Annotated in this window: 16 protein-coding genes, 2 rRNA genes and 2 pseudogenes; 17 read left to right on the top strand and 3 right to left on the bottom strand. The window is 46.1% G+C overall.

What is annotated here, in order from left to right:
- Positions 1 to 82: 82 nt before the first annotated feature.
- From B0X71_RS08555 to B0X71_RS08570, 4 genes and pseudogenes are all read left to right on the top strand, one after another.
- Positions 83 to 3016 (top strand): 23S ribosomal RNA (locus tag B0X71_RS08555).
- Between the two features lie 176 nt (positions 3017 to 3192).
- Positions 3193 to 3308, top strand: a 5S ribosomal RNA gene (rrf, locus tag B0X71_RS08560).
- Positions 3309 to 3493: 185 nt separating this feature from the next.
- Positions 3494 to 3866, top strand: a pseudogene (locus B0X71_RS08565) (transposase); the annotation flags it as partial.
- Between the two features lie 434 nt (positions 3867 to 4300).
- A complete protein-coding gene (locus B0X71_RS08570; RefSeq protein ID WP_077589027.1) occupies positions 4301 to 6070 on the top strand; it encodes a DUF2339 domain-containing protein in 1770 nt (589 codons plus the stop codon).
- A gap of 51 nt (positions 6071 to 6121) precedes the next feature.
- Here the strand turns inward: B0X71_RS08570 and B0X71_RS08575 are convergent, their stop codons facing one another.
- Together B0X71_RS08575 and B0X71_RS08580 are read right to left on the bottom strand one after the other, a co-directional pair.
- Positions 6122 to 6970, bottom strand: a complete 849-nt coding sequence (locus B0X71_RS08575) for a DegV family protein (protein WP_077589028.1) — start codon at positions 6968 to 6970, stop codon at positions 6122 to 6124.
- 158 nt (positions 6971 to 7128) lie between these two features.
- The gene (locus tag B0X71_RS08580; protein ID WP_232336845.1) at positions 7129 to 7377 is read right to left on the bottom strand and encodes a con-10 family general stress protein; all 249 of its coding nucleotides are present in this window, start codon (positions 7375 to 7377) and stop codon (positions 7129 to 7131) included.
- A gap of 397 nt (positions 7378 to 7774) precedes the next feature.
- Here B0X71_RS08580 and B0X71_RS08585 point away from each other — a divergent pair, with 397 nt between their 5' ends.
- The 3 genes from B0X71_RS08585 (at position 7775) to B0X71_RS08595 (ending at position 9278) form a co-directional block, all read left to right on the top strand.
- Entirely contained in the window at positions 7775 to 8221 is a 447-nt protein-coding gene (locus B0X71_RS08585; RefSeq protein ID WP_077589030.1) for a hypothetical protein, read from the top strand.
- Between the two features lie 213 nt (positions 8222 to 8434).
- Positions 8435 to 8854: a hypothetical protein gene (locus B0X71_RS08590; protein ID WP_077589031.1), complete on the top strand. Its 420-nt coding sequence runs from the start codon at positions 8435 to 8437 to the stop codon at positions 8852 to 8854.
- Positions 8855 to 8996: 142 nt separating this feature from the next.
- Positions 8997 to 9278, top strand: coding sequence for a hypothetical protein (locus B0X71_RS08595; RefSeq protein WP_077589032.1), 282 nt, complete (start codon positions 8997 to 8999; stop codon positions 9276 to 9278).
- An 85-nt stretch (positions 9279 to 9363) separates the two neighbouring features.
- Here B0X71_RS08595 and B0X71_RS08600 read toward each other — a convergent pair whose 3' ends face one another.
- A complete protein-coding gene (locus tag B0X71_RS08600; protein ID WP_077589033.1) occupies positions 9364 to 10062 on the bottom strand; it encodes a hypothetical protein in 699 nt (232 codons plus the stop codon).
- A 187-nt stretch (positions 10063 to 10249) separates the two neighbouring features.
- On the opposite strand from B0X71_RS08600, the gene B0X71_RS08605 reads away from it, so the two are divergent.
- The 10 genes and pseudogenes from B0X71_RS08605 (at position 10250) to B0X71_RS08650 (ending at position 15943) form a co-directional block, all read left to right on the top strand.
- On the top strand, positions 10250 to 10642 hold the full coding sequence (locus tag B0X71_RS08605; protein WP_077589034.1) for a hypothetical protein: 393 nt from the start codon (positions 10250 to 10252) through the stop codon (positions 10640 to 10642).
- 49 nt (positions 10643 to 10691) lie between these two features.
- Positions 10692 to 10871: a hypothetical protein gene (locus tag B0X71_RS08610; protein ID WP_077589035.1), complete on the top strand. Its 180-nt coding sequence runs from the start codon at positions 10692 to 10694 to the stop codon at positions 10869 to 10871.
- Between the two features lie 57 nt (positions 10872 to 10928).
- Positions 10929 to 11531: a hypothetical protein gene (locus B0X71_RS08615; RefSeq protein ID WP_077589036.1), complete on the top strand. Its 603-nt coding sequence runs from the start codon at positions 10929 to 10931 to the stop codon at positions 11529 to 11531.
- Between the two features lie 18 nt (positions 11532 to 11549).
- Positions 11550 to 12134, top strand: a complete 585-nt coding sequence (locus B0X71_RS08620) for a hypothetical protein (protein ID WP_077589037.1) — start codon at positions 11550 to 11552, stop codon at positions 12132 to 12134.
- A 137-nt stretch (positions 12135 to 12271) separates the two neighbouring features.
- On the top strand, positions 12272 to 12559 hold the full coding sequence (locus B0X71_RS08625) for a hypothetical protein (protein WP_156889822.1): 288 nt from the start codon (positions 12272 to 12274) through the stop codon (positions 12557 to 12559).
- A 137-nt stretch (positions 12560 to 12696) separates the two neighbouring features.
- Positions 12697 to 13196: pseudogene (locus B0X71_RS08630) on the top strand (DNA topology modulation protein).
- 34 nt (positions 13197 to 13230) lie between these two features.
- Positions 13231 to 13815 (top strand): HAD-IA family hydrolase, encoded by a 585-nt coding sequence (locus B0X71_RS08635; protein ID WP_077589039.1) that lies wholly within the window; start codon positions 13231 to 13233, stop codon positions 13813 to 13815.
- A 131-nt stretch (positions 13816 to 13946) separates the two neighbouring features.
- A complete protein-coding gene (locus B0X71_RS08640) occupies positions 13947 to 14945 on the top strand; it encodes a hypothetical protein (protein WP_077589040.1) in 999 nt (332 codons plus the stop codon).
- Positions 14946 to 14992: 47 nt separating this feature from the next.
- Positions 14993 to 15460, top strand: coding sequence for a GNAT family N-acetyltransferase (locus B0X71_RS08645; protein WP_077589041.1), 468 nt, complete (start codon positions 14993 to 14995; stop codon positions 15458 to 15460).
- Positions 15461 to 15493: 33 nt separating this feature from the next.
- The gene (locus B0X71_RS08650) at positions 15494 to 15943 is read left to right on the top strand and encodes an NUDIX hydrolase (protein WP_269750104.1); all 450 of its coding nucleotides are present in this window, start codon (positions 15494 to 15496) and stop codon (positions 15941 to 15943) included.
- The last annotated feature ends 1385 nt before the right edge of the window (positions 15944 to 17328 follow it).

The raw sequence follows: 17328 nt of genomic DNA on the forward strand, positions 1-17328 counted from the left end.
ACTGGATAACACGACATTGAAAGCAATAAACCAAAGTAGCACCGCATCACGCGAGTGATGCACGTGATTCTTTTTAATTTGAGGTTAAGTTAGAAAGGGCGCACGGTGGATGCCTTGGCACTAGGAGCCGAAGAAGGACGGCACTAACACCGATATGCTTCGGGGAGCTGTACGTAAGCGATGATCCGGAGATTTCCGAATGGGGAAACCCCCCGCCTGTAATGGGGCGGGATCCATGCGTGAATTCATAGCGCATGAGAAGGCAGACCCGGGGAACTGAAACATCTAAGTACCCGGAGGAAGAGAAAGCAAATGCGATTCCCCAAGTAGCGGCGAGCGAAACGGGAACAGCCCAAACCAAGAGGCTTGCCTCTTGGGGTTGTAGGACACTCAACAGTGGAGTGATAAAAGAAGCGCATAGCTGAAGCGGCCTGGAACGGCCCGCGATACGCGGTAACAGCCCCGTAGGCGAAATGCGCTTCTCTCCCGAGTGGATCCTGAGTACGGCGGAACACGTGGAATTCCGTCGGAATCCGGGAGGACCATCTCCCAAGGCTAAATACTCCCTAGTGACCGATAGTGTACCAGTACCGTGAGGGAAAGGTGAAAAGCACCCCGGAAGGGGAGTGAAACAGATCCTGAAACCGTGTGCCTACAAGTAGTCAGAGCCCGTTAATGGGTGATGGCGTGCCTTTTGTAGAATGAACCGGCGAGTTGCGATTCCTTGCAAGGTTAAGCCGAGAAGGCGGAGCCGCAGCGAAAGCGAGTCTGAATAGGGCGAATGAGTAAGGGGTCGCAGACCCGAAACCAGGTGATCTACCCATGTCCAGGGTGAAGGTGAGGTAACACTCACTGGAGGCCCGAACCCACGCACGTTGAAAAGTGCGGGGATGAGGTGTGGGTAGCGGAGAAATTCCAATCGAACCTGGAGATAGCTGGTTCTCTCCGAAATAGCTTTAGGGCTAGCCTCAAGCGAAAGAGTCCTGGAGGTAGAGCACTGTTTGGATGAGGGGCCCATCCCGGGTTACCGAGTTCAGACAAACTCCGAATGCCAGTGACTTGTGCTTGGGAGTCAGACGGCGAGTGATAAGATCCGTCGTCAAGAGGGAAACAGCCCAGACCGCCAGCTAAGGTCCCCAAATATCCGTTAAGTGGAAAAGGATGTGGCGTTGCTTAGACAACCAGGATGTTGGCTTAGAAGCAGCCATCATTTAAAGAGTGCGTAATAGCTCACTGGTCGAGTGACACTGCGCCGAAAATGTACCGGGGCTAAACGGATTACCGAAGCTGCGGACTGTTCGTATGAACAGTGGTAGGAGAGCGTTCTAAGCCGCGTTGAAGCCGGACCGGAAGGACCGGTGGAGTGCTTAGAAGTGAGAATGCCGGTATGAGTAGCGAAAGAAGGGTGAGAATCCCTTCCACCGAATGCCTAAGGTTTCCTGAGGAAGGCTCGTCCGCTCAGGGTTAGTCGGGACCTAAGTCGAGGCCGAACGGCGTAGACGATGGACAACAGGTTGATATTCCTGTACCACCTCCCCGCCATTTGAGCAATGGGGGGACGCAGGAGGATAGGGTGAGCGTGCCGTTGGTTGCGCACGTCCAAGCAGTGAGGTGGGGAACGAGGCAAATCCCGTTCCCACAACCACCAGGCTGTGATGGCGAGGGGAAATATCCCCGGAGTCCCTGATTTCACACTGCCAAGAAAAGCCTCTAGCGAGGCGGGAGGTGCCCGTACCGCAAACCGACACAGGTAGGCGAGGAGAGAATCCTAAGGTGTGCGAGAGAACTCTCGTTAAGGAACTCGGCAAAATGACCCCGTAACTTCGGGAGAAGGGGTGCTCTTTTGGGTGAACAGCCCGAGAGAGCCGCAGTGAATAGGCCCAGGCGACTGTTTAGCAAAAACACAGGTCTCTGCAAAACCGTAAGGTGACGTATAGGGGCTGACGCCTGCCCGGTGCTGGAAGGTTAAGGGGAGCGCTTAGCGCAAGCGAAGGTGCGAACCGAAGCCCCAGTAAACGGCGGCCGTAACTATAACGGTCCTAAGGTAGCGAAATTCCTTGTCGGGTAAGTTCCGACCCGCACGAAAGGCGTAACGATCTGGGCACTGTCTCAACGAGAGACTCGGTGAAATTATAGTACCTGTGAAGATGCAGGTTACCCGCGACAGGACGGAAAGACCCCGTGGAGCTTTACTGCAGCCTGCTATTGAAGTTGGATACAGCCTGTACAGGATAGGTAGGAGCCGAAGAAGCGTGAGCGCCAGCTTACGCAGAGGCAATGGTGGGATACTACCCTGGCTGTATTGGACTTCTAACCCGCCGGCCTTATCGGCCGGGGAGACAGTGGCAGGCAGGCAGTTTGACTGGGGCGGTCGCCTCCTAAAGAGTAACGGAGGCGCCCAACGGTTCCCTCAGAATGGTTGGAAATCATTCGCAGAGTGCAAAGGCAGAAGGGAGCTTGACTGCGAGACAGACACGTCGAGCAGGGTCGAAAGACGGGCTTAGTGATCCGGTGGTTCCGCATGGAAGGGCCATCGCTCAACGGATAAAAGCTACCCCGGGGATAACAGGCTTATCTCCCCCAAGAGTTCACATCGACGGGGAGGTTTGGCACCTCGATGTCGGCTCATCGCATCCTGGGGCTGTAGTCGGTCCCAAGGGTTGGGCTGTTCGCCCATTAAAGCGGTACGCGAGCTGGGTTCAGAACGTCGTGAGACAGTTCGGTCCCTATCCGTCGCGGGCGCAGGAAATTTGAGAGGCGCTGTCCTTAGTACGAGAGGACCGGGATGGACACACCGCTGGTGTACCAGTTGTCTTGCCAAAGGCATCGCTGGGTAGCTATGTGTGGCCGGGATAAGTGCTGAAAGCATCTAAGCATGAAGCCCCCCTCAAGATGAGATTTCCCATTACGTTTACGTAAGTAAGATCCCTCAAAGACGATGAGGTGGATAGGTTCGGGGTGGACGCATGGCGACATGTGGAGCTGACGAATACTAATCGATCGAGGACTTAACCAAAGAAAAGCGCAGGTGGCCACGCAAGGCCCGACCGGCGTAGAGACGGCCCATGGCGGAAATCCTGATTTCCAGAATGGGACGGCTTACGACCCGAGGGCCTGGCCACCGAGCTAGACACCACAGCATTTCAATGTCGGTTATCCAGTTTTGAGTGAACAAGCACTCAACCAAATAAGTCCAGTGATGATGGCAGAGAGGCCACACCCGTTCCCATCCCGAACACGGCAGTTAAGCTCTCTTGCGCCGATGGTAGTTGGGGGCTTCCCCCTGTGAGAGTAGGACGTCGCTGGGCATCAGAAACAGTCTTGAGAGTATTTGCTCTTAAGGCTGTTTTCGATGATGGTATAGTCATTTTAAATTTCAGACTGCAGACAAGGTCATGGGTTTCCCGTTATTGTCTGTGGTTTTTTTGTATGTTGACGCTGAAGCCATCATAAAAATTGGAGGAATGACAACTTGTTAGTAAAATCCAATCCAATGCACCGCAACCAGCTTGAGTACGTTTCCCTGGATCAATTAGTCCCGGCAGACCATTTTGTCAGAGAACTGGAAGCATCCATCGATTTCGACTTCGTTTATCCACTTGTAGAAGGCAAATATTCCCCTGACCGCGGTCGGCCAAGTATTGATCCGGTCGTATTGGTTAAACTGACATTAATTCGCTATGTGACCGGTCTTCCGTCCATGGAGAAAACAATGGAAGAAGTAAACTTGAATCTGGCTTATCGCTGGTTCTTAGGTTTTGGTTTTCAGGACAAAATTCCTCACTTTTCAACGTTGAGCAAAAACTATGAACGCCGCTTTAAAGGAACGGGTTTGTTTGAAAAAATCTTCCAGCATGTATTAAAGCAGGCGGCTGATCAGCAATTGATCGATCCGATCATGAATTTGGCAGGCTCAGCTAAAGTTCAGCGCGTGTCAGATAGCTACCGAACTACCAAACCAGCTATACAAAGAAAATTAAAGCTTACTTCTCGTACTTCTGCTACAGTTGCGAGTTAAAATACAAGGCAGCCTTGAGATCATTTGATCCCAAGGCTGCTTTTTTGATTTACAGGAAAGTCTGATGAGATTTTTCTAGCAGCATCTATCGCCACTATGCCATATTAGGAACACCAAACAATATTCGTGAATATTAGCTTTTTATATGAAAAAACAGGAGAAATCACTTTCCTAAAAGAAGATGTAGATTAGTCCGAATGATATACTGGAAAGAGAGGCAGGTAGTGGAAAATAATTAGGCGAATGTATGTGTATAATTTAAGATAAGGGGGCGATGAAGGGATGAATGAAGAAAATTCAAGTGATTTAGAACAGCGCATTAAACAATTGGAAGAGCGGGTAGCTGTATTGGAGAAGTCGCAATCTGCCACCGTGGTTTCACCGAGCCGTCCATCCGTGCAGACGATACAAAAAAACGAGATACCACCAGTCTCAAAACCGGCTGCTACTCCGTGGCAGTTGCCACCAAAGGAACAAATCGATTGGGAAAAACGAATTGCTCAGGACTGGCTTCCGAAAGTCTTTATTTTCGTTTTGCTGTTCGGTGTCGTGTGGGCTTTCAAAGCAGCGGTGGACTCCCAGCTCATTACCGAACCGCTTCGAGTAATCCTAGGGTTTACAGCAGCGGTCGTGATGCTGGCATTCGGTGAAAAACAGATACATAATCAACGCCGGGGACTCGGCCTGACACTTTTGGGCGGGGCAGTGGCTGTGCTTATGCTGACGACATTCGCCATGCATATGCTCTATGGGTATGTATCAGTGATACCGGCCTTCCTTCTGAACATATTGTGGATAGCGGGCGGCCTTTACTTAACCTATAAACATAAAACGCAGACACTAGGAATCTTAGTCGCCGTGGGCGGTTACCTCGTTCCATTTTTGCTTGAAAGCGATCAAGCCAATGTCTTTATGTTCTCAGCCTATGTCCTGGTGCTGTATCTGTCTTTGTTTGTGCTTTCTGTCAGACTGAAACAGCGGATTCTCTTCATTTCATCGATTGCATTGATGCATTTGACGCTCGGGGCTTACACCGCACTCTCTGCATTAAGTGCAGATCCAGCGCAGCTTCATTTCTTACTGAGCGTTGTGGGGTTGGTTGTGCTGATTCAGCAATTGGTGGTGACAGGTCTTCTCTTTAATCTGAACTTGTTCGGCGGAAAAGCGCTTCCGCTCCTGTTCTCAAATTTGGGACTGACACTGCTTTGGAGTTACGCCGCCTTCAATTCAACTGTCATCCAAGAGGAGTGGGGACCCTCTATTCGGTTCGCTAATGAAGCCTGGACAGCTTATGACTGGGTTCTGGCAGGATTTCTCGTGATATTTATGGCACTGACCTATTTATTGCTGATAAAAAAGGACTGGTTGAAACTAAAGGTTTTCAGCTCCATTTCCTTATTTATCGCCACTCTGCTGCTGCTTCGGGTATTCGAAGCAAGTAATGCGGAACTCGCGTTGCTCATCGAATCGGTCGTTGTCTACATGATTGCGATCCAAATCAACAGCCGCTTTCAGCGCTTTATGTCTTCTGTATTATTGGTGATCAGTTCCTGGGTGATTGTTCTTGAAAATCTGCCTTTACCGGCTGTTTTTTCTGTTGAATCTCTGTATTTCATCTTGTTGATTGCGGTGCTGGTTATCATGTATAAATTACGGAAGTATAAAGACGAAAAACAAGAAGAAAAAACGCGCAATTTCAGCATACTTGCACTGGCTTCCGGACTGATTGCCACCTTGCTTATCTTCCAAAGTGCCTTAATTTCGACTGCGCTCGATGGCTATTCCAGCAGTACTCAGAGCATGGGCGTATCGATCGGATGGGGATTGTTCTCGATTGCCGCTGCCCTATATGGAATTTACAGCAATAAAAAGAAAATCCGGCTTTTCGGTATTGTGTGGATTTTGGTTACGCTGCTGAAATTGGTGTTTGTCGACTTTGAATTCCTGTCCCTTGGAACACGGGCCATTCTTTTCATCATTCTCGGCGCGCTTGGTATGCTGATGTCCCGGTTGTTTTATACAGCTGGCGGAAGAAAGAAATTAAATGCCTGAAACGAAAGAAGAGCAGCAGTTCCACATTGGAACCGCTGCTTTTTTCCGTATTCAATTTTCCAGTCCTGCAATCCCGAAAGCACCGGGACCGCCATGCGTGGAAATGACTGCTCCAGCTTCAATCCATTCCGTGTGTTCGAAGCCGTTTTCTTTGGCAATTTCATCAATTCGCCGCTTTATGCCGTCTTCAAGCCCAAGTGTGTACAGGAAATACAGGCGTTCCCGGTTGATGTCGTACGCCTTCAGGTAATCATGAAAGAGCTTCTCGGAAACCCGGTCCATATTACCGCGGTATTTCTTTGTCGACATTAGCCGGCCATCGACCAATTCAATCAGCGGTTTGATTTTTAAAAGTGAGCCGCTGATATAGGCGGCATTGGAGACCCGGCCACCGGCACGCAGGAAATCGAGACTCCCGGGAATGAATGATAGCCTTGATTTTGGTACAGCTGCCTCAATTTGCGCGATTAAATCCTGAAGAGAAATGGCTGGGTCGTTCTCCAGCAGCCGGGCTGCATACAAGACTACTACAGCAAGCCCACCGGATACATTCAATGCATCAATTAAGTGAATATCCTCGAATTCTTCTGCAGCAATTACTGCATTCTGAAAAGAGGAGGAAGCCCGGGATGTATAGCCGATATGTACGATTGTGCTGTCTGGGAATTCGCGCCTGATTTCTGTGAAGAAATCAGTATATTCATTGGCGTTCGTGGAAGTTGTGGATGGGATCTTTTTTGTTCGTTTGTAGTGATCGTAAATTTGCTCAACCGGCAGAAAGCCATCCAAATAATCGGTCCCATCCATGATGACATGCATGGGGACAATTCGAATCGTATGTTTTTCAGCCAGTTCCCTTGGGATATCGGCACCGCTTTCAGTCGTGAAAATGATCGTCATCGAAATTCATCTCCTTCTGGCAATTGAAATAGCGAAAACCTTACATTAGTTCTACTATAACATAATTAGGAGTTTGGTCATTCTGGAAACATGGAATCAGCTAACAAGAAGGGGAAGCACATGAAAAAACCCCTGTAAACAGGGGTTTTTATCATGAACTACTGATTATCGTCATTGTTCTCGTGTGGTGCGTTTCCGCCTTTGCGGCCGATTTCTTCATAAAATTCCTCGCCATGGCTTTCAGAGGTGGCTTCGCCGCCTTTTTTACCAATTTCTTCGTAAAATTCTTCACCGTGACTTTCAGAGGTGGCTTCGCCGCCTTTCTTGCCGATCTCCTGATAGAATTCCTTGTCGTGGTTTTCTGAAGTGGCTTCGCCGCCCATACGTCCGGCTTCTGCTGGTCCCATCTTGTCGCGGTTTTCATTATTTTCGTTGTTGTTATTGTTATCTCGTGCCATTCTTCATCCACTCCTTTACAGAATTTTTGATCCGATCGGCGCTTTCGCCTTACTCTTTGTTTTCCACTTCTCGGCACTTCTAAACAGGAGGAGGAGGAAAAGCGGCTCATTATACTAGAAGAAGAACAAATAATTGATATTTTTCTAATTAAAACCAATTAGGTGCAGGAGTTATTGGTTCTAATAGGGGCATATGCAGGAATAAGGTACAATGGAGAAAAGCTGCACGTTCTGTGGTTGTTTAGATGACACTCCTTTATTTTTTCTTACAAACCCAGGCAGGTAAGGACAGCGATCGATTGCCTGTTTCTGAGCCCGCAATCGACAACGAGAGGAAGAAGGAAATATGAAGTTTGCCAACCGGAGAATGAGTATGGTCCTCCTGTCGCTTATTCTGATTTCAGTACTGATTGTGGTTAATGAGTGGCTGTATAATGGCGTGATGCAGGTGCTCGTCCCGATCACGATCATTGTTTCATGTACTGTAATCCTGTGGAATGCAAAATCGTTATCAGTATTGCGTGCCGTTATCGTTACTGGCTTGGTCGTTTTGTCCATTTATATGGTTTTACCTGAATACACAGCCAAACAGGCCGCAGCAAAAATCCGGACGGAATTCGAAGGCGTCGGTCGTGTCTCTTTCAGTGTGAACACTCCAGTTATAAGTGACTCATTCAGCCCGTTTCAGTCGGACTGGTATTATACCTTTGAAGTGATTGAAAGAGAAGGAACAGGCTATTACTTGATGATGGATCCGCATTCAGATGATTTCATGGTAAAACAAAACGAATAAGTGGTGCTTGACGGAGAGTTGCATTAGTGAAGCCGCATTTAAAGGGACAGAAGCAGGTTTTGAACTGACGGAAAGGATTCAGGAACCGGCAATGCGATGACCAGCTGAATTACAGAGGTTCTGAATGAAGAAAGTGTGGGTTTATTGCCATTTTGTGCAGCATCGCTTCTTGCTGTTTTCATCCTGTTCAGTGGAAAGGGGGGCGGCATAAACATGAAAATAGGACAATTCAATATTCCGGGGTCACAGAACATTGCCGCCAACGTAAAGTGGGTGTCTCTCTTATTGCTCATCTTCCTCATCGCTTCAGGCTGCAGTCCGAGTAAAGTGACAGTGAGAAGTACGTTGAATGACTTTCCGGATGCGGATATCATCCAATATGAAGGAGATGTTTTCGGCAATATCACCGATGCTGAATGGTTCAGCGAAGCGGATCAGGAAGAGAAAGTGCGGTACATTGGAGAGATCCGGAAACAGACCACAAACAGTTGGTTCTTCAGAGATTTATATGCAACCCAATTGCCAGAAGGCACAAAAATCTATGCGAACAGTGAGGAAAACGAACATGTCTGGATGCTGATTGCCGAGACAGAAGTAGGGGATCAGTACTACAGGGTTCAATTGGCTGAATGAACTCAATTATAACGAAGAAAAAGTCTTATCCCGAGTTCCTTTCGAATACTCCAAGGTTCGGCTTTTATTTTCTTAAGCCAGTCAATAAATGAATGATAAATCAGCAATCTGCTTCATATGTTAGCCAGACAGGGAGGTTCTCATGAAAAGGTTTGTTGCGGGTATACTGATTTTTATAGGCATAACAGTATTGTTCGGACTGCAAGGCAATTTGGAAATTGCTATGAATATTACCGGAATAATCGGCGTGGGCGGCGTCCTGGTTGCAGGGTTCTACAAAACTGGATTTAGCAGCCCTTCTGCTCCTGCCCTTGGCAACTTATCCGTCATAAGATTGGATAAGAAAATCAATTTATCGAATACGCTATTTTTGATAGCTATCCCTAATTTAATCGGTTCTGTCCTGCTGTACTTTCTACACTGATCCCAGCATACTGGAGGGATTTCGATGTTGGCAAGGCAATTACATACTCATACAATTTCATCTGTCAGGAGAAAAACCAAAATGATTACGGCTGCAGCTCAGAATTACGGTCGTCGCTTACTTGTTCGAATAGACCTTCATCATCGGTGAATATAATTTTCCCGATTTTCCCTTTCTCCGGCACAATTGCCATTCCCTCCAACTTGTATGGTTTTGTAACGCCCGCTGTGTTCGTGTAGTCCACCATGAACGTGAAATAGTAGTTGTTCTCAGCGGTTGAATTGTCGGATTGGTCGATTTCAATGGGGCGGACAATTGCTTGGTTTTCCTTCCCTAAACCGATTAAGGCATACCCGGGTGAGAATCCGCCGGCCCGCTGATCCTGAAAACCATCAGCGGTAAAGTATGGAGCGTAGGTTTCTTCCAGGTAGGTCTCAATGGCTTGTTGTTCCGGCGACTCCATAAAAGCGGTATATTCTTCTTCCGTTGAATAGGGATCCGATTCGTATAATTCGTCGGCTTGCTGTTTAAGTTCTCTCAGTTGTTCGTTTGGCGCGGTGAACATTTCAGTGATGACTGCCTGAATGGCTTCTTTTGCGCTTTCGACTTGTCCGTCTTCTTGCGTATCAACCGGTTCAGGGCGTGTTTCTGCTTCTTCTGCTAGTTTTTCTCCTTCTCCCGTCTCTTCTCCCGAACAGCCGCCAATTAATAGACTGCCAGCTATGAATAGTGAAACACTTATTGACTTCATCGGACGAAATTTCAAACCTTCTTCGCTGCCCATTGTCATTCCTCCTTAAAGTACTGAAAATCGATTAACTGAAATGTTCCATAACAAGTATACGGATGAGAGGGAATGAAGTTCCATTTTTCTTACAATAACACCAGAAGCCGGCAACAATGAGCTATACTGAATGAGAGAAGTATTGGGTCGGCACTCTTAACTTCTTCATGGAGAGGGGAATGAAGTCATGAAAAGAGTTCATTCATTAGTCGTCTTGATTTGCCTTTTGATGGCTTTAACGTCCTGCAATTCAAAACCGATGACGATAGTTGATTTTTATGAGGGCAGCTTAGAAAACATAACTGAAATATCGATTCTGGATGGGCGGACCGGAGAAGAAGTAAGAACTGTAGATTCAGCAGTAATCGATGCTTTCCTGCAGGACATCCAGTCAATCCAATTCGTTCCTGAAAAAGATCAATCGGCGAGGGAAGGCTATCTTTACTCGATTCGTTTTTTTGAAGGGGACAGCGAAACGTTCCGGTTCACACCGATTGAAGTGGAAGGGAATTATTATGAAACGGAACCGGATATTCACCCTGTGATTTCCCAATACGCTGAGGAATTTTCTCTTGAATAGAGATAGTGACTTAATCATACAGAAAAATTAAGAATAGAAAGGTGAGGACATGAGCAAGTTTTTATACATATTCGGTTTACTCGTTTTCATCGCAAGTTTGATTGTGTTCATCGTGAATTTTTTCGGTGGATTTAGCGGAATGATAATGGTTATGGCACTCTTTTTCATGCTGAATGCAAGTATCGCAATGGGTGTGTCGGAGATTCTGACTGATATGAAAAGGGATTGACGTGTATCTTGTTTTTGAACTGAAGAAGAGACCCGTCTGAAAAAGGGGCGTAAATAAGTGCAAACACTAACAGTAACAAGAGAAGCTTCCTATACTTTGAACTTTCTGGTCTATATACAAAACGTTTACCTCAATCAAGAAAATTCCACGGAGACTGCCCGTTTCCCATACATGCCGATTACGTATTCATTTCGAGACGACTTTGAAAGGCAATATGCAGTGTTATGGCAAGAGCTGGTTGGGAGAATTCAGCAGCATCCGGCCAACGATACGGGAATTTTTGCAGAAGAACAAGAAATGTTCTATAGTCGGCTATTCGAGGATGACAATCAAAATTGGAGCGACTACACAGCTCTTTATCGTTCATACCGCTCTTGGTGGGAAAGCTTAGCCGGGCATTTTTCGTTGGAGCGGGCACTGGATGACAAAGCGGAAAAGGTATACAGTGCTTTAGCAGAATGGATAAAAGCAGAGGGCCTTGAACTGAAGAAGAAATTAACGATGTCTGTTTTATACGATGAAAACTTGTTGGGAGGCACTTCACCGTCTGCCTATTTTGTGACGGTGCCCCTCAGACTTTTTTATGTCGATGATGCGGACTTACTTGTGAAACTGCAGGTGAGTGTTTATGAAGACGAACAAAGAATCATCGCTCTTTGAAAGGAGATGGATCATTCATTGGAGAAATCGAAGAAGAAAAGGGTGCGGGCAGTCATCATGGGCGTGATACTCTTAAGTGCATTCTATTTTGGCCCTTCATTTTTTGGCGGGTATTACTGGACGGAATCCGCCGCTTCCGAGCAATCATATCATAATACAGAATTAGTGGAAGTCTACAGAAAGAAAGTCGACGACAGAAAAGTTATTATTCAAGACAATGGATTCCTGCGGGTCGCTAAAGTGATTGACCGTCCGTTAGGATTGTTCTATCAGGTAGAACTGGCCACTTATGTCTCGGCAGCCACTTCTGACGAAAAAATGAAGTTCGGGTGGACAGCAATTCAAAAACAAGAAGAGTATTATGAAGTGCTATTGGCAGTAGAAGCAATGGATGAAAACATCGAGAAAGTAATCGTTACCAATGAGTACCCCGAACAGAAGGATGCGTCAGTCGATGAGCTGAAAGAGCTATCCGATTTATTCATCGAGATGGAAGTTGAGAATGGATATGCGGCTCATTATCTGGAACTTCCTAATTCAGAAGCAGGGGGTTTTGAATTTCGGGGAATCAATGCGGAAGGCGAAGTCATTTCGGAGAGTTAAGGTTTTTCTACAAGAGAATTTTTTCTTCCACTAGGAAATTCACAAATTGTAATGAAATGGACTATTGTTTAATGGAAAATAAGGTGGCGATTCCAATTTTACTTACAAAGCCTGAAATTAAAGGGGACGGGAGAAGAATGGAAGATAATAAGGTCGATTCAAAGAAAAAGCGATTGAATATCGTATCCGCTATTATTTATATCCCCATGTTTCTCGGAATGATTCAATTCTTTTTTGATGAAAATTACAGAAATGACGGGTTAGGCTGGTTGCTGTTACTGACGTTTTGGGTGATTCGGAACATCGATCAGGCGATCAGGGATTGGTGGGACAAAAAGCAAAAGAGCGTGCTGTTCGATCTTTTGCTGGCGGCTGTCGTATTGGTGTTCCTGATCATTAGGGGAATGGAATACTTTTCTTCATAACACGTGAAAAGAACCAGCAACTTTCTTCAATGGAATCTGCTGGTTTTGTTTATACTGGAAACAAGGCGCAAAGTATACTTCGAAATTTCCGAGGAATTTAGCAAACGTGATTTTGATGGACAGGAAGGTGAAAAACGATGCGCATTGCGATTATCGGACCGGGCGGCTCTGGTAAATCCACCTTGGCCCGGAAACTGGGGAACAGGTTAGGGATTGAGTGTATTATTTGGACGCGTTATTGTGGAAGCCGGACTGGGAACCAGTATCGAAAGAAGAGCAGCGGAAGACGCAGGAAGAACTGGTCAGCCAGGAACAGTGGATCATTGACGGGAATTATAACAGTACACTCGACGTCCGGCTGAATGCTGCCGATACAGTCGTTTTCCTCAACTTCAATCGGACGCTGTGCATCTACCGGGTGCTGAAACGCATGATTCAGTACCGGAATGGCGGCAGGCCGGATATGGTCGCCGGCCAGAAAGAGCGATTCAACTTGAAGTTTGTCAAATGGGTATGGAACTACCCAACAAACAATCGGCCAACTGTGCTCCGAAAGCTTTCCCGTTTGTCGGGAGACAAGGAAATCGTTATCCTGTCATCTCCGAAGGAAGCGGAAAAATGGTTGGAGAACCGGTAATACCAACAGTGAACAAAAGGGAGGAGAGCGGTCGATGAATATTTTGTGGGATTTCGATGGGACCTTGTTTGATACATATCCGGCATACGCCGGCATTTTTTCTAATGTGCTGAATGATGAGGTGTCGGAAACGGAAGTTTACGGGAAGCTGAAAATTTCTTTTTCCCACGCGATCGATCATTATCAGCTTACAAAAGAACAGGTGGATGAACTGGATCGGCTCAAAGAAAAATTGGATCCGACGGAATTCCTGCCGTTCGACCAAGTGGAAGAAGTATTGAAATGGGCGGATAAAAACGTCATCATGACGCACAAGGACCGAATGGGGGTCCAGGCGGTTTTAGCAGCGTACGGTTGGGAACCGTATTTCACTGAACTCGTCACAATGGATAACGGATTTCCCCGAAAGCCGGACACCGCCGCTTATCAGTATTTGCACGATAAATACAACATCGATCTTGTCGTCGGCGACAGGGAGCTCGATCTCCTGCCGGCAAAAGCGCTTGGAATTGCGACGTGCATGTTCCAGGGAAACAGCGAAGTCGCGGATTACCGGCTGGATCATTACCGGGACTTTTTTGACGTGATTTCCTCAGAAGTCCGGCCGCGGTCAGACTGATGTAATGGTAAGCAACCAATACAGCGTGCTGTTTCGTTTTCATTATTCTGACGATGCGCCGGGTGTTCCGTGGTATGATGGGGATATCGAATGGGTTAGTTAATTATTTCCCTGCCAAGGAGGGACCGATCATGTCGTTGACGAGCAAATTAAGCGGGAAGACAACGCGCGATAAAGAATTCAAGGACATCCTGCTGTCTGTTGAACCGGACCGGGAGGATTATTATACGTTGAGCAGGAATGAACCGTTTTCTGCGAATTATACAATTTATGTGCCGAATTTATTGCCGAATTTATATGACGCCGCACTGGTGGGGACTGCATTCGATTATCTTGCCAGATTCCGGATTGCGCAATTTTTGGAAAGGGAAGATGTGGTGGACCATCTGGTCGCCGCATTGGGATTGCAAAAATTAAAAACCGCACCGGATTTCAATTATGATTACCTGGTGCTGTATGACGACTGGATGCGGGACATCACAAATTTCGTTCTTGGCCGATACGAGTCCATCGCGAATATTTATGAAATCGCTGTGCGGCTGGCGAAACTGGAGCAGTTGGCCCGGGCGAATATTACGACAGAGCAAGTGGATATTCCGTATGTGCTGTTCGAACAGGTGCCTGCTGAAGTGATGAGCGATTTGGAAAACCTGATGACCGTCTTTGAAGAGACGTTCATGATCCCGGAAGTCATTACCGAAGACAGCACCGTTGTCTTTAATCCCAATTTCGGTGCAGCTTCCGCTTTGGTGAACGGAGCGGATGCGGATTTATTCATCGATGGTACGCTGTATGATTTCAAGACGACGAAAGACTGGAAGCTGAAAAAAAGCGACAACCTGCAGATGGCAGGGTATTATTTGCTGAACGAATTGGCGATTGCCACCCATTCAGCGGAATTGGGATTTCGCTACACACCGATGGTGATTGAACGGACAGCGTTTTACCGGGCTAGATTCGGCGAAATCGAGTACTACAATATAAGCGATAGACTGGCACCGGTTGTCGATCAGAAACTGAAAGAACTGGCATGGCATTTCAAGGAAGACCAAGGCGGTCTGCACCTGATGTGGCAGGCGGATATCGAGACGGCTCAGCACTTGCTGGCGGAGCTGCGGGAAAAGCAATGATTGGAAGACGGTAATGGATACTGACAATTCCGGAAGGTGGAGTAGATATGGTCGAGTTTGAAGCTATAAATCCTGCCCAGCACCGGTCAACGCTGCTGCATTTCCGAAGGGAGACCTTCCGGATCAGTTTTGGCAGTGATGCCGATTTCAATGGTGCAGATTATCTCCAGTGGCTAACTGAACAGACGGCGGCTTTTCCTGATGGTTTTGTCCTTGCTAAAGAAAGCGGAAAATGGATCGGCCAGCTGGAATTATCCATCCGGACTTACGAGGAGCGGAAAATCGGATACATACATCATTATTATTTGATTGCAGCAGAGCGGGGGAAAGAGAAAGGAACAGTACTTTACACGTATGCCATGAATTTTTTCAAGAAGCACGGGATTGATGAATATCATTTGCGGGTATCGCCTTCAAATCTGTCTGCCATCCGCTTCTATCGCAAAACGGGGATGGAAGAAGTGGGGCCGGAGATAAACGGAAAAGTAGTGAGGATGAGTGGGAAAGTCCGCTGATGGATAAATGGATAACGAAAAGGAGCGGATGAATTGATTACGCAAGATATAACGAATCAAAAGAACGAAGATACCTATTCGACACCGAAGCACATCGTGTCTGCAGCGACCATTGTCCTGAATGACAGACAGGAAATGCTGCTGATCAAGGGTCCGCGGCGAGGCTGGAAAATGCCCGGGGGCCAAGTGGAAGAAGGGGAATCGCTGACGGAAGCGGCCATTCGGAAAACAAAGGAAGAGACAGGCATCGATATCGAAGTGGTGAAATTCTGTGGCGTGTTTCAGAATGTCAGGCGTTCCATCTGCAATACCTTATTTTTGGCGCAACCAATCGGGGGTGAACCGACCACTTCAACAGAGAGCCTGGAAGTCGGTTTCTTTCCAATCGAAGAAGCGTTAGAAATGGTCACGTGGAAGAATTTCAGGCAGCGAATCGAATATTGTTTGGACTCGGAGCGGCATCCGTTTTACATTTCGTTTTAAATTTGAATAAATGAATGCCAAGAAACCTAAAGAATATGAGATTGAAGGAATGGCGATTATGTCGGAAGTACAGCCAATCAAAAAACTCACTATTACTGCGGATGGAGAATATGGTGAATTTATAGAACAGGTACAAGGCGACAATAATAAGCAATTTTCGTCGCCTCTAATTGATTGCCTTCGTTTTGATCCTTCCTACTGAAGCGAACGTAACCAAATTTGCGATGTTCCATAATTCACCTTGAAAACGATTCTATTCTCTATTTATACCTGAAAAGCATTCGTAAAAGTATATGCGAAGCGGCGAACGTTCGTAAAGTGATTTCATATGTTTACGAACGCTATTTTGCCGTTTTTCAGCTATTTTCAAACCGTTCGTAAAAGTGTACTTTTACGAACGGTTCATGAAGAGCAAAGCTTTTGAGGTTGTCACTAAACCAGTAGTTCGATGCTATGATGAATCTCGCAGATAACATTCTTTAATACAGGAATTCCCATAATTCTAAAAAAATAACGAAGTTATGATAATATATAGAAAACGATACGGCAGGAATCAAGCTTCCTATTTTAGAAGCAAATGCTATTTAAAGGGGCGAAGGAACAGTGAGAGGATTTAATTCAAAACTAAGCATTCCACAAGTATTGTTTAGTGCGGCTTTCGCTGCTACAATTCTTACAATATTCAGCTCTATGGCAGACTGGGAAAATCGAGTAATTAAATTTGTCTTCGCATTTATGGTATCCATGGGCGGGGTAATGATTTCTAAGATAATTTTCAAAGACGAAGCAAGTAATAGGAATTAGATGGTCAGTAATAGCCCAAAGTCCGTTTTACTCAATTAGCGTAGCGGGTTAAGTTGATTTTTACTTTTGCTTTTCTAATTAACACTTCGAAGTGATAACTAAACAGAAAACGTTACATATCATCACGTTATCGGTAGTAGTGGTAATTTTAGTATCAAGATACAAAGAGGAAGAAGGATGCTGATTGGCACTCTTCTTCCTCTTTAACTTATTCGGCTTCTCCACCAGCTAATTAACAAAAGTGAGGGGTTTTACTTTGGCTATAATGAGGAAGAATAGACTGACGGTAACATGAACCCCAGAGAAGCGCAGTTCCGGCTCACTTTTTTTTAGTTTCATTTCTTGCATGTAACAATTTCAGTACTTGTGGTAGGTGTTCTATTTCGGAGGTATTTTAAAGTTTCCCATTTACTTAGGTTAGTCTAACATTTTCCTGTGTTTTTAAGTTTGTTGTAATTATAAATTTTCCACGCTTCTTATTTGGAAGCACCAAAGAGCCTTATGTGGGTAATATTAAGAAATAGAGTAAATTGCTTGATTTTAGCTTACAGCGCTAACAATTTGGGTAAAACAATTAACAG

It is taken from the genome of Planococcus lenghuensis, from assembly GCF_001999905.1.
Taxonomy (GTDB): domain Bacteria; phylum Bacillota; class Bacilli; order Bacillales_A; family Planococcaceae; genus Indiicoccus; species Indiicoccus lenghuensis.